Genomic DNA, 14,181 nt, shown 5'->3' on the forward strand with positions numbered 1-14,181 from the left:
TTAACCTAACTGCCCATTACCTAGGTGTTTGATACGTCGCTTCACTTCTTCTTGCTTGCCTGCATTAAATGGGCGTGCATCAGGGCTGCCAAGGTAACCACATACTCGGCGGATCACTGAGACACGGTTAGTATCATGGTTACCACAACGAGGGCAAACAAAGCCTTTACTGGTACAGTTAAACTCACCCGTAAATCCACACTCATAACATTCGTCTATGGGCGTATTTGTTCCATAATATGGAACATGCTCATAACTGTAATCCCAAACATCTTCGAGCGCTTTGAGGTTATGCTGCAAATTAGGATACTCGCCATAGCAGATAAAGCCCCCATTTGCGATGGCAGGGTAAGGCTGTTCAAAGTCTATTTTGTCGTATGGGTTCACGCGTTTTTCAACATCAAGATGGAAGCTATTTGTGTAGTAGCCTTTGTCTGTCACACCAGCTATTACGCCAAATTCAGCAGTATCAAGGCGGCAAAAACGATCACATAAGTTTTCACTAGGTGTACTGTACAGGCTAAAACCATAGCCAGTTTCTGCTTTCCACTCATCTGTTGCTTGGCGTAGGCGGTTAACAATCGCGATGGCTTTTTCCCTTAAGTGCTCACTGTCGTAAACATGGTTTTGCGTACCAAATAGTGCATTGATGGTCTCATGTAGTCCGATATAGCCGAGCGAAATTGAGGCTCGACCCTTTTTAAAGATTTCTGCAACGCTATCATCAGCGGCTAATCTTACACCGCAAGCCCCCTCCATATAGAGAATTGGCGCGACACGTGCTTTGACGTTTTCAAGGCGTGCGATCCGTGTCATAAGGGCTTTTTTAGCAATAGATAAACGTGCTTCTAACAGTTGCCAAAATGCGTCTTCATTGCCTTGTGCTTCAATGGCAATGCGAGGCAAATTAAGGCTGATCACCCCTAAATTATTGCGACCATCATGAATTTGTTGCCCCGCTTCTTCGTAGACCCCTAAGAAGCTACGGCAGCCCATGGGTGTTTTAAACGATCCGGTCACTTTAACAACTTGGTCATAATTAAGGATATCGGGGTACATGCGCTTGCTAGCACATTCAAGGGCTAACTGTTTGATATCATAGTTAGGATCACCAAATTGGTGGTTTAATCCTTTTTTAATGGCAAAGACCAACTTAGGGAATACGGCTGTTTTACGATTTTTGCCTAAACCTGCAATACGATTTTTCAAGATGGATTGTTGGATTAAGCGCGCTTCTTTCGAGGTGCCAAGACCAAAACCAAAGGTGACAAAGGGGGTTTGCCCATTCGCGGTATGCAATGTATTGACTTCATATTCTAGGGATTGGAAAGCATCATAGCACTCTTTTTCCGTTTGGCAGTCAGCATAACCTTGAGCATCATTGATACCCCACGTTTCAGCCGTTTTAAGATGTTTTTCATAGCTGATGCGTACATAAGGAGCCAGAATTTCATCGATGCGATTAATCGTCGTACCACCATAAATATGGCTAGCAACTTGCGCAATGATTTGTGCAGTCACGGCGGTTGCTGTTGAAATTGATTTTGGTGGTTCGATCTCTGCATTGCCCATTTTAAACCCTTGCGTAAGCATGCCTTCAAGATCGATCAACATACAGTTAAACATCGGGAAAAAGGGGGCATAATCAAGATCGTGATAGTGTATTTCTCCTCGTTCATGAGCGATAACGACATCACGAGGCAAAATATGTTGTTTGGCATAGTGCTTAGCCACAATACCAGCAAGTAAATCACGTTGAGTCGGGATCACTTTACTGTCTTTATTGGCATTTTCATTAAGCAGTGAAACGTTGCTTTGTTCGATAAGGCCGCGAATATCATGGGTAAGCTGGCTGCGTTTTTCGCGAGCACTATCCCTATCATGGCGATATTCAATATAGGCTCGAGCGAGGTCTTTATAAGGGCCTGACATTAGTTGATTTTCAACGGCGTCTTGGATCTCTCGAATATCGACTTTTTCACGGTTGCCAAGTTGCTCTGTGACCGTTGTAGCAACTTGAAGGCAATAGTCATCATCCTGAATATTCACAGCCGCTGATGCACGTTTTATTGCCTCTTGAATTCTTTGGAAGTCAAAGTTCACTTGGCAACCATCTCGTTTAATCACAACCGTTTTCACTGAAATGCTCCTTGTTGAGTTATCCACAACCTTAAACCTAGCGATAAGTTTCCGCTGCATGTGCGAAGGGAATGTGGATAAAACTGTGAATAAATACTATATGTAGTGTTTGTTTATGTAATTAAAGCACAATATATAGTTTATTGCTCTTTTTTAGCTATCGATAATTTGATCCACAACAAGGAAAAAAATAAATTGTATGAATATCAAAAGCGGAGAAGATGAAAAATAAAAACGCCCCTAATTATTTAGGATGATGGCAACCTTGAGCACGTGATAGGTTTTCGAACAAATGGTTTTTTCCAACAGCGCGATATATCGAACGGTGACCTAAGTTGTGTCATTACTGCAATTGGCAACTTAAATGAGACTCTCCTATGCCATCATCATTGGATGCATGGAATATCACGCTCCCCCTGAACTGGCTTCTGCTCTTTCCCACGGAAGAAGCCATATTTCCCACTTTTTGCCGTTCAAGAGCTAGCGCATTTCTGACAAGATTTGGCGGGTTATACAGGCAAAGTGGCCACCAAAACTGCGGGCCAAATTATTTTGTTGACCATTATCAGAGCATAGGCGTGGCTCTGGATATTAATATCCAGTTGATAATCGATTAGTCGTATTGTCGATGGAGGATTTGAGTCGGTGAAGATTTTGAGGATAGGGCTTTGATAAGGGTATTGTTGGCATTTAAAGAGCGCTGATATGCGATGATGAGTAATATTTTTATTTCACTGTTAAAAAACAATAAATTATCATTAAATAAATTTAATAGCGAAAAGTGATAACGCATTTAATGAGTAATTAAGGTGGGTTATATTGTATTTAATGGGTTACACCTATGTTTATTATGGGTGTTCTTAGAGTGTATCTAAGTTTATGAGTATTTTTTCTATTTTTTAATGGCGCCAAAAAATAAGCAATATTGAGGTTTTTTGTTTTATTATTGAAAAAAATAAAGCTATATCTCTTATAAAAATATCAAAATAATTAAATATGTAACAAAATGAAAATAGCGTTAAATAAAATCAACATACTCTCATTAAGAATAAGACATTGTTTGGAGATTTATATGGTTTTGATTATCATGATTTATTGTAATCCATTGATATATAGGAACCAAATTAATATTTGGTTATGTCGATGCCATTAATAACAAATATTTAATAGTTATCACCTATCGAAATATGGAGACTTATCGTTAAAAACGTATTTACTCTAAATGGGGTTGGTTCTATATTCGCCATCAATTTATTATTTCAAAAATATCAAAATAATAGTTTTATTTTATGAATTTTTATTTGAGAAATTAAATTTAATATGGCAATAAAAATTCATTAAATATAAATATTGAGATTGTTTAAATAAAATAAGTTAGTGTAATTATTTCACGGAATGTTAATAATTAAATGTTAGATGTTTCTCCTATTTTAAGTCGATGAAATCAGTAATTAATATTTTAATTCCGGATACTATGCTCAACATTTTCGGGGAAATCTAACAGAATTTATTCTGTTCAGTCATGGTTAACTATGACGGCAAAATGTCAAATTAATTAATTCTATTTTAAGATTATATATAAATAAATTATATGGGTTAGCCTTAGCCTATAAGGAACTATTTGTCTCTTAGATATGGATAAGGGATAGGTAGCAGCAGGGACGATGTTTTTATTAATGATGTAACCTTTGCTTTATCAACAAAAAATGAAATTAACACTCTTCAATTTATGTGTGGTGACTGGTTTCTATTGTCTTTTTACTAGAAAGGAAAAATAAATGAAATTAACAAAATTAGCAGTTGCAACTGTATTTGCGGCGTCTGTTGTGTCATTTAGCGCAATGGCGGATAACACCGGAACGATTAACTTTGTGGGTACAGTTGTGAACACGCCTTGTAATATCGAGCAGTCTTCTCTGAAACAAACCGTTGATTTCGGTCAGCTGTCTCGTAAAGCGTTGGAAAGTGGTAAGCCTGCGGAAGCAGAGTTCGAGATCAAATTCACTGGCTGTGACTTTGCTAACTTTGGTAAAGATACTGAAGGTAACCCTGTTGCGGTGAAATCAATGGAACTCGTGTTTACTGGCCAAAGCTATGCAGATAAAGGCAACACGCTGCTGGCAACTTCCGCGGGGAATTCGAACAACCTCGGTATTTTGATTGATGGTTTTGAGTTCGGTAAAGCCACAGACGTTCTCCCTCGTATTGCCAACACAAATGGTGAAAATACTTTAATTTTTAAAGCATTGGCGAAAGCGGTTGATACCACTAAAGATGTTGCGGAAGGGCGATTCAGCGCCATCTCTAACTTCCGTATCACGTACCAGTAAGTCGATACATTGACCGTCAGTGAACGCTGGCGGCCAAGGGGCTCACGAAGAGGGGTAAAGTGCAATCTCGCCCTCTTCGTCTTCTCAATCGAAAGTCAATAAATTGATTTTCTTCATGGAGTTAACAACCTCTAACGACTGCCGTCAAACAGTATTTGTTTGTTAACAGTCATAACACAGGTGGATTTTTTTACTGTCTGCAAGGGAGAAACGGGTGGCTGTTTATCAACGCGTGAGTTTGCAAACAACAGGGATCCTCTTTTCGCTGATTTTGGGGGGCACATCGGCTTTTGGCGCCAACGAGGTGGGCATGCGCCATGAAGGTGTCACTCAACTGGTTGGCAGTGTGATCTCAACACCATGCTCGATTGTGATGTCAAATCGCGACCAAACGGTCGATTTTTCGTCGTTAACGTTGACGATGCTCTCAACCGCCGTGGCGCGTGAACAACAAACACGCCCTTTTGACATTGAGCTTCGTGACTGTGGCAGTGTGTACAGCACCCTTGACAGTAAAACATGGACAATACGTTTTGACGGGCAAGGGGCCGATAATATCGACGCATTTGCCTTGCAAGGGCCTTCTCAGGGGTTGGGCGTATCCGTGCTGGATAACACGAAAAATATCGTGATCCCTGGGGAAACCTATCCTTTGTTTGACAGTGTGTTACGGCAAGGTCAATCGGGGCAAACCCTCTTTTTGCGCTATTTTTTACGGCTCGAGCTGACAGGAAAGCCGCTACAAGCAGGACGTTATCACGGGCTGGTTCGTTTTTTTATCGATTATCAATAAAGCACAGAAGCACGTCTTCAATGATGACATTGAGGAGGCATTCTTGCTGTCTTTGGGATGGTACAGAGCATGATGTTCAAACTTAGCAAAGTCAGGCAGGCCGTTTTATTGGCGGTGAGCGTCAGTGCATGCACGGTGTCTGCAACAGAGTTCAATACTGACGTATTGGATGCGGAAGATATGCAAAACGTCGATATGAGCCAATTTTCCGTTGCGGGTTATGTACCTCCCGGAGACTATGTGTTAACCGTGTTTGTTAACGGCCAGCGCTTAGGGGCGCCTCGTGATATCACGGTCTTAGCACAACATGCCATTTGCATACCGGCGAACTTACTGGATCTGATTGGCCTGAAAGATTCGGCAAAACAAAAAGTCACCCTTTCCGAGGCGGGGCAGTGCCTTGATTTTTCCGCGTTAACTGGGGTGAAATCGACGGTTGAATTGTCCACACTCTCACTGAAAATCACTATTCCCCAGTTATGGATGGAATACCGTGATCCAAACTGGACACCCCCGGCGTTATGGGAAGAGGGGGTGAATGGTGCCTTTGTGGATTATAGCGCCAATGCGTCTGTCATCGAAGAAAGTCGCGGGAGCAAACGGGTCTATTTATCCACCAATGGTACAACAGGTCTTAACCTCGGTGCTTGGCGTTTTCGTGGTGACTATAACGCGAACTACCAAAAACAGCACGGTGGCAGCAACCCCCAAGAAACCCACCGTTTTGATTTTAGCCGGCTGTATGCGTTTACCTCCTTGAAGAAATTAGCCTCTATTTTGACCATTGGGGAAAACTACTTCTATTCTGATGTGTTTGAGTCATGGCAATACAGTGGTATCGCCCTCGAAAGTGACGACCGCATGTTACCGCCTAAATTGGTGGGGTACGCGCCGGAAATTATTGGCGTGGCGAACACGAATGCCACGGTGATTGTGCGTAGCCAAGACCGCGTGATCTTAGAAACCACGGTGCCCCCGGGGCCGTTTCGCATTCAGACCTTGGACAGCGGCGTACGAGGGGTGCTCGATGTCACTGTGCGTGAAGAAAATGGCGAAGAGAAAACATTTAGTCTCAACACCGCCTCACTGCCTTATTTAACCCGCCCGGGGCGCATTATTTATAAGTTAGTGGCGGGTAAAACGCGCTATGACGGTCATCGCCTAACTGGTAAGCCGGTGATCAGCGGCGAGTTGTCTTATGGGTTATCCAATGCGTGGTCACTGTATGGGGGGACGCAACTGAATGGGGATTACCAAACCGCAGCGATAGGGATTGGACGAGACTTGTTTGCATTTGGGGCATTGTCACTCGATATGACGCAGTCTTTTGCCCGCTTTACTCATCACACGCTGCAAGGCCGCTCCTATCGCCTCAACTATGCAAAGTCATTTGATGAGTTACGCACGGATATTACCTTTGCAGGGTATCGATTTGCCGATAGAGATTACCGCACATTAAGCCAATTTATAGATCAAAGCCGTAGCGGTCATGTGGCGCGTGTGGCAAAAGAAAACTACCAAATCTATCTGAACAAGTATTTTGATAATTTCAGTTTATCGTTGAATTATCAATACAGTACTTATTGGCAAGATAAACCGCAAACGCAATATGGTTTATACGCCAGTACCAATATCAGCATACCTAGGCTATCGCAGCAAGATGCCAATATTTCATTATCGGCGACGCGTACCGAGCGTGATAACGGCTATAAAGATGATGCTATCAACCTGTATTTAACGGTTCCTCTGTATCGCGGGCACAATATCACCTTCTCCGAACGCTATTCACGTGCCGGTGAGTATAACCAATATAGCCACAGTGTCGGGTATAGCGGCTATAGCGATCGTGATAATTACAGCCTGAATGTGGGGTATAACCACGGACAGCATATGCAGAGTCAGTCGAGTTTCAGTGGCTATTATTCACGCGATCTGTCGCAGGCTAACTTATCCACGAACGTCAGTTATGTGCCACAACAATATCGCAGTTTTGGCGCCTCGATTAACAGTGGGATCACGGCGACGGCTCACGGGGTAGCACTGCACCGTTCAGCAAATGGTGATACCCGCTTAATGATTGAAACACCGGGGGTGGGGGATGTGCCACTGGACAGTGGCGTCATCAAAACCAACCGTTTTGGGATTGCGGTTATTCCTAACGTGAACAGTTACCGTAAATCGACGGCGTCGATTAACACCAGTCAGCTGCCAGAGAATTTAGAAACGTTACAGTCAACGACCGACATTACCTTAACCAAAGGCGCGATAGGTTACCGCCGTTTATCGGTGATGAAAGGGGAAAAACTGTTCGCCATCGTATCGTTGAGTGATGGCAAAAATCCCCCGTTTGGGGCCAGTGTGCGCAATGCTGACAACCGTGAATTGGGCATTGTGGGTGAAGAGGGGGTGACGTGGTTGGTCGGTATTTCCCCTCAAGAAATCCTGTCTGTTTATTGGGCCGGAAAGAAGCAGTGTGAATTACGCATGCCTGACAATGTCACGTCATTATCCAGCATGTTATTGCTGCCTTGCGCTGCACCCGCGCCCGCGCTGTCAACGGCAAATGTAACGCCAGCAAAATAAGTCTTTTATTCGTTTTATGAGGTCAATGATGTTGAATTTAGGTCAAAGATTATGCCATATGTGGGTGGGTATCGCGGTATTTGTCTCAATGAGTGCCTACAGCGCAGTCACATTAGATAGAACACGCATCATTTTTCCGGGAACGGAAAAATCGATTAACGTCACCATTTCGAACGATAACCCTGAAGAAGCTTACTTAGCCCAAAGTTGGATTGAAGATTTACAGGGGAATAAGCTCACCAAAGGGGCTATTTTGGCGACGCCGCCGTTGCAACGCATTGAGCCCATGAGCAACAGTTTAGTGCGTTTAAGCACGACGCCGGCACTGAGCCAATTGCCACAAGATCGTGAGTCGGTGTTTTACTTCAATTTGCGTGAAGTGCCCCCTAAATCCACCGATGGCAATACCTTACAAATTGCCTTGCAATCACGGGTCAAACTGTTTTATCGACCGGCCAGTATTTTGCCTGAATCGGACACTAAGTGGGCGCATCAAGTCACATTAACAAAGATAGCGAAAGGTTATCGCATCAATAATACCACGCCATTTCACTTAACGGTGATTGGGCTAGGGAACAGTCAAGCCGCGGCTGAGCACAATTCATTTGATGTGGTTATGGTGCCGCCTAAGTCAACACAGGATGTGGTATCCCCCGCACTGTCCACACCGTATCTGACGTACATCAATGATTATGGTGGTAAGCCCACGCTGGCATTTCGTTGCCAAGGTGAGACTTGCACGGTAACGGGTGAGCCGTAATTTTCAGCGTATGAGCGAACGGGAAAGGACGATGCGTAAACACAACATGTTCATCAAAACAGCCGGGTACAACGCGGTACTGTTTGTTCTTGGCAGTGTCTTGAGCCAATGGGCGATGGCTAATAGCCCTGTGGCGAATACACCGGTTAATCAATCGGACTACGAACCGCAGCATCAAGGCCAAATACAGGTGAGTGCCACGCTATTTAATGCCCCCTGCAATTTGTCGTTAGATAACACGCTGCGTTTGATTGGGTGTGGCGCGGGAAACAAGTACCAAGAAATGGCGGTGTTTAATGCAGCAGCCAATACCCCAGCGAGTGTGCGGCTTTACGATGTACAACGCGGGGTGTTTTCAGTGCGTTACCCGCTGTCTTTGCTAAATGGGGATAATCCAATCGACCTACCGACATGGATGAAAGATGGGCACACGGTGCGTTTAGAGGTGAGCTATGAATAGGGCAGCAAAGTATATTTGGCTGTTTTCGGTGGCGCTTTTCGGGGGAGCTTCTCAGGTACGCGCGGCCAATAGCTTAGATATTGAGTTGAGTGGTGAGCTGGTCAACACGGCATGCCAAGTGGCAGCCGGCTCTCTCCATCAGAAAATCACACTGTATAACTTGCGTTGGCAATTGATTAATGAAAATGGCACCAGCGCGGTGACGCCCTTTACCATTGCCATCGATAAGTGTAGTGCAACGGATTTACAAAAAAGTATTCAATTAACGTGGAAAAGCAGCGAATTAGTCACGATTGGCGGTGAGAGTTTTTTAACCACCAAAGGCGACAGTGGGGTCGTCTTGGGGCTGGTCGATCATGATGAAAAACCCCTTGTGTGGAATAAGCCGATGACGATGGGTGATGTCAGTGTGGTTGACGGCTTACAACAATTTGATTTTGGTGTTTTTGTCCGTAAACCCGCCACTGGCGAAGCTAATGTGGGCGATTTTTCCGGGATCGTGACCTTTCAGGTGGAGTACGAATAGTGATAAAACTGAATAAACTCAAACAGCCTCTCGGGTTACTCCTGTTATTGACCGTATTAGAGAGCCACGCTGACGTTTTGGTGGATGTGACCGCCACCATGGTAGATCCCGCTTGTAATATTCGCAGTGAAAACAGCAGCTCACCACTGAAAATTGGTTTCGGCACACTTAACCCAAACTCACTGAATACATCGGCGGCAGTGAACGATTTTTCACTCTATATCACGGGGTGTAATTTCAACAATACGTTAGCTATCGTGTTGAGCCCCAAAGGGGGCAGCAGCGTGTTATATAACGGGAAAAATATTTTAGCGACCAGTATCAATGGGCTGGGTATTGATTTTAAAGAGGTGACGGGCGGCACGGTGCGTGCATTGGAAGTGAGTAAAAAGCAACGAATTTACCCCGAACGGGTGGACGCGACATTGTATCGCATGGATTTACAAGCGCAATTAGTGAGTACGGTGCCGATCAATCAATTGGCTCTGGGGAAATTTACGTCAACCGTCACCCTTTCTGTGACTTATCATTAGTAGGATCATGATTATGTTGAACTTAAAAGGCATTATTCTTACACACGGGTTGCAGTCTTTTAAAAAAAAGAAAATCGGCTGGGGGGGCATTGCATCAGGCGGTTTATTACTTCCCTCGATTGCCCTAGCAAACTATGCACCGATGATCCAAAACCCAAATGATGGCTATTTGATCACACTGGCGAGTAATAGCGCAATCGTTTCGACGCCTGTCACCGGCTCTGATGGTAAAAATTATTATCGTGTGGGGGAGCCGATAGTGATTAGTAGCATTGACTCAGCGGTTAAAGCAACGGGAGCGGCAAAATGTATTGGTAGAACTTGGGGGGGAACAAGTACGAGGATTATTGGTAGTGATAGTGCTTACCACAGGCTATTCATGTATGTCCCTGAAGCCGCTACGATAGAAGGCAAACCAGGTTATCGCATCAATAGTAACGTCGTGATGACCGTTGAGAGTAGAATGCTTAATTGGATCAATATTACGGGAGCTGGAGTTTGTGCGAATGCTTCGAGTACAGCGATGATAGCGTCGGCATCTAATTTTGGAGTACAGTTTCCCATCACCGTAACATTTTATATTAATGAGCGCATTATTGATGGTCAGGTGATGATTGCTGCTATGCCTCTTGGGGGGTATGTACGTGCATTTATGAACCCTAAAGTACCGCCAATCTATACATCTTGGCCATTAGAGGAAACAACGGTTCCAATGCGCTTACTCTCTTCAACATTAAATGTGGGCTCATCGTGTAATACCACCACGACCACTGGGCAAGCGGGGACAGTAAACTTACGGCATGGACACTTAAACACATTAAATTACGATAGTGTTGTCACTGAACAAGTGACTTATAACTGCAAGTTCGCTATTCCAACAAATGTCAGGTTACGCCTTGATTATGCAACAGACAATGACCCACAGAAACGTTTACCAATGACGAGTAGCCAAAATAGTAATCATAAAATCTACAGTAACTTGACCATGACCGATGAAACAACGGGTCAAACGGGTAAAGATTTTAAAATTGAGATTAAAGACCTAAGAACAATTAAAATTACGAGTCATATCCAAGGAACAAATGCCGCCGCGGGGGATTATAAAGGTTCGGCTTGGTTGATAGCGACATTTGATTAATTGTTTATATTTTTTCTCGATAAGATAAAAGTAAGTTAATAAACGGCCTTGATAAAATATCAAAGCCGTTTATTGACAGGGGCAGGAAATGAGAAAATCTTCCTTAGCTAATTTTGAATATTTCATCAATATCAGCCCCCTAAGGGGATAACTGTTTTTTTTTCAGCGCTAATTAATAGCCAGTCATCACTGGCTGTTAATTGCCAATTCATCAAGAGTACTATTTAACTATTGTAACTTTACCATCAATAATGGATAGATAAGGCGTTGTTGTAAAGATTTCACCATCTGCATATTTTTATAATTATAAAATGCAATATTTAACTTGGTGATAGTTTTAGTCTAGAAAGAACAATGGGTTATCAATAATTAATAGCTTCCTACAACTGTGTATTACTGATTAATTCTTTTTGAATTTTGCTATTTTTAGCATTGGATTTAAACTAACCCTCTTTAACAGTTGTCTCTTGCTCTGCTAATAATGTCTATTCTTCATTAATGGGGAGGGAGTGGACATGGGTCTATCATCATTTGTGTAGGGCCATGTTTAACATGGCCCGAGTTTGAATTACTAATGAGGATTATTGATGTTTAAAGTATTATTATCTAGAAATAATAAATTTTTCACCATCAAAGCGTAATTTCGGATTAATACCAATAGACTGACCAGACTCTAAATCTTTAAAAGCGATTGGTGACTTAAAAACTGAAATAACACGATTATCAAGGTATTTAGAGATCTTACTATTACTAGAAATATTGAGTGGTTTTAACTGATACTGCTCTTTGTCGAAAAGCATAGAAAAACCAAGGGAGTTATAATATGATTCAACGCTCCCTCCATCTGCGGAACTTGATTCTTCTAACATCTCATTAAACAATAGTTTTATTTTTTTCTCATCTTGTCGGTTAAAAGCATCCCATATTTCGGTATAAATCTCTTTTAATTTAGCTTGCTGTTCAAGAGGGAGGTCATTAAAAAATTTAATGTTATCATTAAATTGGTATGATGTAGTCCACTTCCAAGCTGGAAAGTCTTCTCTGATATTAAATTGTTGAGTCATTCTATAGTACTTATTATTCTTATCAACGAACTCAACCTTTAAATCATCCGCTAGTTCTCCCCAGTTAATGTTCGAATTTTTATAGTGAGATGCTTTTTTTATGTTAAAATCAATATCTTCGTTTGGTCTGTAACTAATAAGTGAAATATGGTTTAACTTATCACTTTCAAATCTATCTCTAGCTAGAAACTCAAAATTACACTCGGTACCTGTAGTGAAGATTTCGGAATTTTTATTTAGTGAAAGTAATACGATTCTGATTTTGTTGTTTTTTTCTTTAAGAAAGGAGCCAATACCAAATGTAGTATTGAATTTATTCATATCAGAATTATATATCATCATTACATCATTAACATATAGTTCCATCCCACATTGATTTAAATCAATACCTATTTTATAGTCATATTTTTTTAGTTCATTATCATGCATTTTTGTGGCAGCAACATTAGATGAAATGAAGATCAACATTAATAATAGTATTTTCTTAATCATAATTTACCCGTTAAAATGATAAATAGGTATCGTACCTTCAGCCTTAGGAGCGAGAACTATATCTTCTGGGAGAAATTCTCATTTAAATTTATTGGTAGTAGAACCTGTTAATTGACTTGTTCATTTCCCACTATACCAGCTTTAACCTCAAATTTATAATTGAATTTAAGTTACGGTTAAACCGATCCTATTTTTATCCACCACTAACCTAAAGTTAATACTGCCACTAAATTCCCCTTCTAATTTAGAAGTGAGCTTCATTTCATTATCAAAAGTTAGTTTTAATCCGCTGTCTAAGAGCCGAGCTTCAATGAAAAGGCCTTGTATAGCCATTCAAGTCTGGCTTATTGCGTGATTCCTCTTTTTCTTCCATATGCAGACAGAACTTACGCCATTTTTCTCTAGTTTCTGTACGAGTGAAAACAACATTAATAATATCAATTCATAATCCTAAACCAATAAGTGGTCCGAAGGAGAAGTCAAAGGGGTTGTTGTTAGCATTGTAATTAATATCGCTAATAGATATTTTCTAATGCTCGACTATATTTTAATCTATTGATATATAAGTGAATTATTTTTGGATAATCAAGGGTGACTCTAAAGATAAACCTCAATAGCATATTATTTGAGCAATACTTATTATCCTTTGTGATGGCTTTAATTGCCAATCCCATTGAATACAAAAAGACCCCCAATAATTGGTTGCCCAGTTATTGGAGGTCACTTCAAGTCACGCTTTTAAATCAAAAGGGTTATTGTTTGATTAAATCAAACTTAGCTAAATACTCCCCCCAATCAGCTAGGCCTTGAAATTCAAACCCGACACTCTGATAAAAGTGGTGTGCACCCACGTTATCGGTGTGATAGCCAATCATAATGGCAGGAATATTATCCTTATTTGATGACTTTATCTCATCAATTAATAAAAGCATGGCCTGCAAACCATAGCCTTGACGCTGATGAGATTCATCTATCATAAAGCGATAAATCCAATAATTCCCATCGTCAGGGTCAATGCCATACATGACTAACCCAACGAGTGTTTCTTGATGCTGGATCCCTTTAACGATAAACCGTGGTAAGAATTGGACTTCGGCAATTGAATATAAATTGGAAGCAATAAATTGTGATTGTTCCTCTGATACTTGCAAATCAGCACAATCTTCCCAGTTATCTTGATTCAGCTCAACAAGTGTTACCATTAACTTCTCCTTTTTAGAGAAGCAAACCTTCTCTAAATTATGAATGAATAGAATATGCAGTGAGTTTATTTAGATTGTTTTTACGCATGGTAACCCCCTTAGTGAAATTGATGGCATAGCCGAATTGGCAATTTAAAATGCGGCTCAAATATGCCGGAATG

Annotated in this window: 12 protein-coding genes; 8 read left to right on the plus strand and 4 right to left on the minus strand. The window is 41.6% G+C overall.

What is annotated here, in order from left to right:
• On the minus strand, positions 1-2,139 hold the full coding sequence (nrdD, locus tag PSF11_RS12730; RefSeq protein WP_014657339.1) for an anaerobic ribonucleoside-triphosphate reductase: 2,139 nt from the start codon (positions 2,137-2,139) through the stop codon (positions 1-3).
• Positions 2,140-3,917: 1,778 nt separating this feature from the next.
• Between nrdD and PSF11_RS12735 the strand changes: the two genes are divergently transcribed.
• From PSF11_RS12735 to PSF11_RS12770, 8 genes are all read left to right on the plus strand, one after another.
• The gene (locus PSF11_RS12735) at positions 3,918-4,469 is read left to right on the plus strand and encodes a fimbrial protein (protein ID WP_004915868.1); all 552 of its coding nucleotides are present in this window, start codon (positions 3,918-3,920) and stop codon (positions 4,467-4,469) included.
• A 214-nt stretch (positions 4,470-4,683) separates the two neighbouring features.
• Positions 4,684-5,262: a fimbrial protein gene (locus PSF11_RS12740; protein WP_004915870.1), complete on the plus strand. Its 579-nt coding sequence runs from the start codon at positions 4,684-4,686 to the stop codon at positions 5,260-5,262.
• A gap of 57 nt (positions 5,263-5,319) precedes the next feature.
• The gene (locus PSF11_RS12745) at positions 5,320-7,845 is read left to right on the plus strand and encodes a fimbria/pilus outer membrane usher protein (RefSeq protein WP_061064454.1); all 2,526 of its coding nucleotides are present in this window, start codon (positions 5,320-5,322) and stop codon (positions 7,843-7,845) included.
• Between the two features lie 28 nt (positions 7,846-7,873).
• Complete coding sequence (locus PSF11_RS12750; RefSeq protein ID WP_014657341.1) at positions 7,874-8,605, plus strand: fimbrial biogenesis chaperone; 732 nt, start codon at positions 7,874-7,876, stop codon at positions 8,603-8,605.
• Between the two features lie 31 nt (positions 8,606-8,636).
• Complete coding sequence (locus PSF11_RS12755) at positions 8,637-9,065, plus strand: hypothetical protein (RefSeq protein WP_014657342.1); 429 nt, start codon at positions 8,637-8,639, stop codon at positions 9,063-9,065.
• The gene (locus PSF11_RS12760; RefSeq protein WP_004915879.1) at positions 9,058-9,591 is read left to right on the plus strand and encodes a fimbrial protein; all 534 of its coding nucleotides are present in this window, start codon (positions 9,058-9,060) and stop codon (positions 9,589-9,591) included. Before PSF11_RS12755 ends, PSF11_RS12760 begins: the two co-directional genes overlap by 8 nt.
• Positions 9,591-10,124 carry a fimbrial protein gene (locus PSF11_RS12765; RefSeq protein WP_072502708.1) on the plus strand — a complete coding sequence of 178 codons (534 nt, stop codon included), beginning with the start codon at positions 9,591-9,593 and terminating at the stop codon, positions 10,122-10,124. Before PSF11_RS12760 ends, PSF11_RS12765 begins: the two co-directional genes overlap by 1 nt.
• Positions 10,125-10,137: 13 nt before the next feature.
• Positions 10,138-11,262 (plus strand): adhesin, encoded by a 1,125-nt coding sequence (locus PSF11_RS12770; protein WP_306169839.1) that lies wholly within the window; start codon positions 10,138-10,140, stop codon positions 11,260-11,262.
• A 602-nt stretch (positions 11,263-11,864) separates the two neighbouring features.
• On the opposite strand, the gene PSF11_RS12775 is transcribed toward PSF11_RS12770, so the two are convergent.
• The 3 genes from PSF11_RS12775 to PSF11_RS12785 all read right to left on the minus strand — a co-directional run bounded on the left by PSF11_RS12775 (position 11,865) and on the right by PSF11_RS12785 (position 14,020).
• Complete coding sequence (locus tag PSF11_RS12775) at positions 11,865-12,818, minus strand: hypothetical protein (RefSeq protein WP_072502709.1); 954 nt, start codon at positions 12,816-12,818, stop codon at positions 11,865-11,867.
• A gap of 165 nt (positions 12,819-12,983) precedes the next feature.
• Positions 12,984-13,151: a hypothetical protein gene (locus PSF11_RS12780; RefSeq protein WP_004915890.1), complete on the minus strand. Its 168-nt coding sequence runs from the start codon at positions 13,149-13,151 to the stop codon at positions 12,984-12,986.
• 419 nt (positions 13,152-13,570) lie between these two features.
• Positions 13,571-14,020 (minus strand): GNAT family N-acetyltransferase, encoded by a 450-nt coding sequence (locus PSF11_RS12785; RefSeq protein WP_004915894.1) that lies wholly within the window; start codon positions 14,018-14,020, stop codon positions 13,571-13,573.
• Positions 14,021-14,181: the final 161 nt, after the last annotated feature.

This window comes from Providencia sp. PROV119 (assembly GCF_028482435.1).
GTDB lineage: Bacteria > Pseudomonadota > Gammaproteobacteria > Enterobacterales > Enterobacteriaceae > Providencia > Providencia stuartii.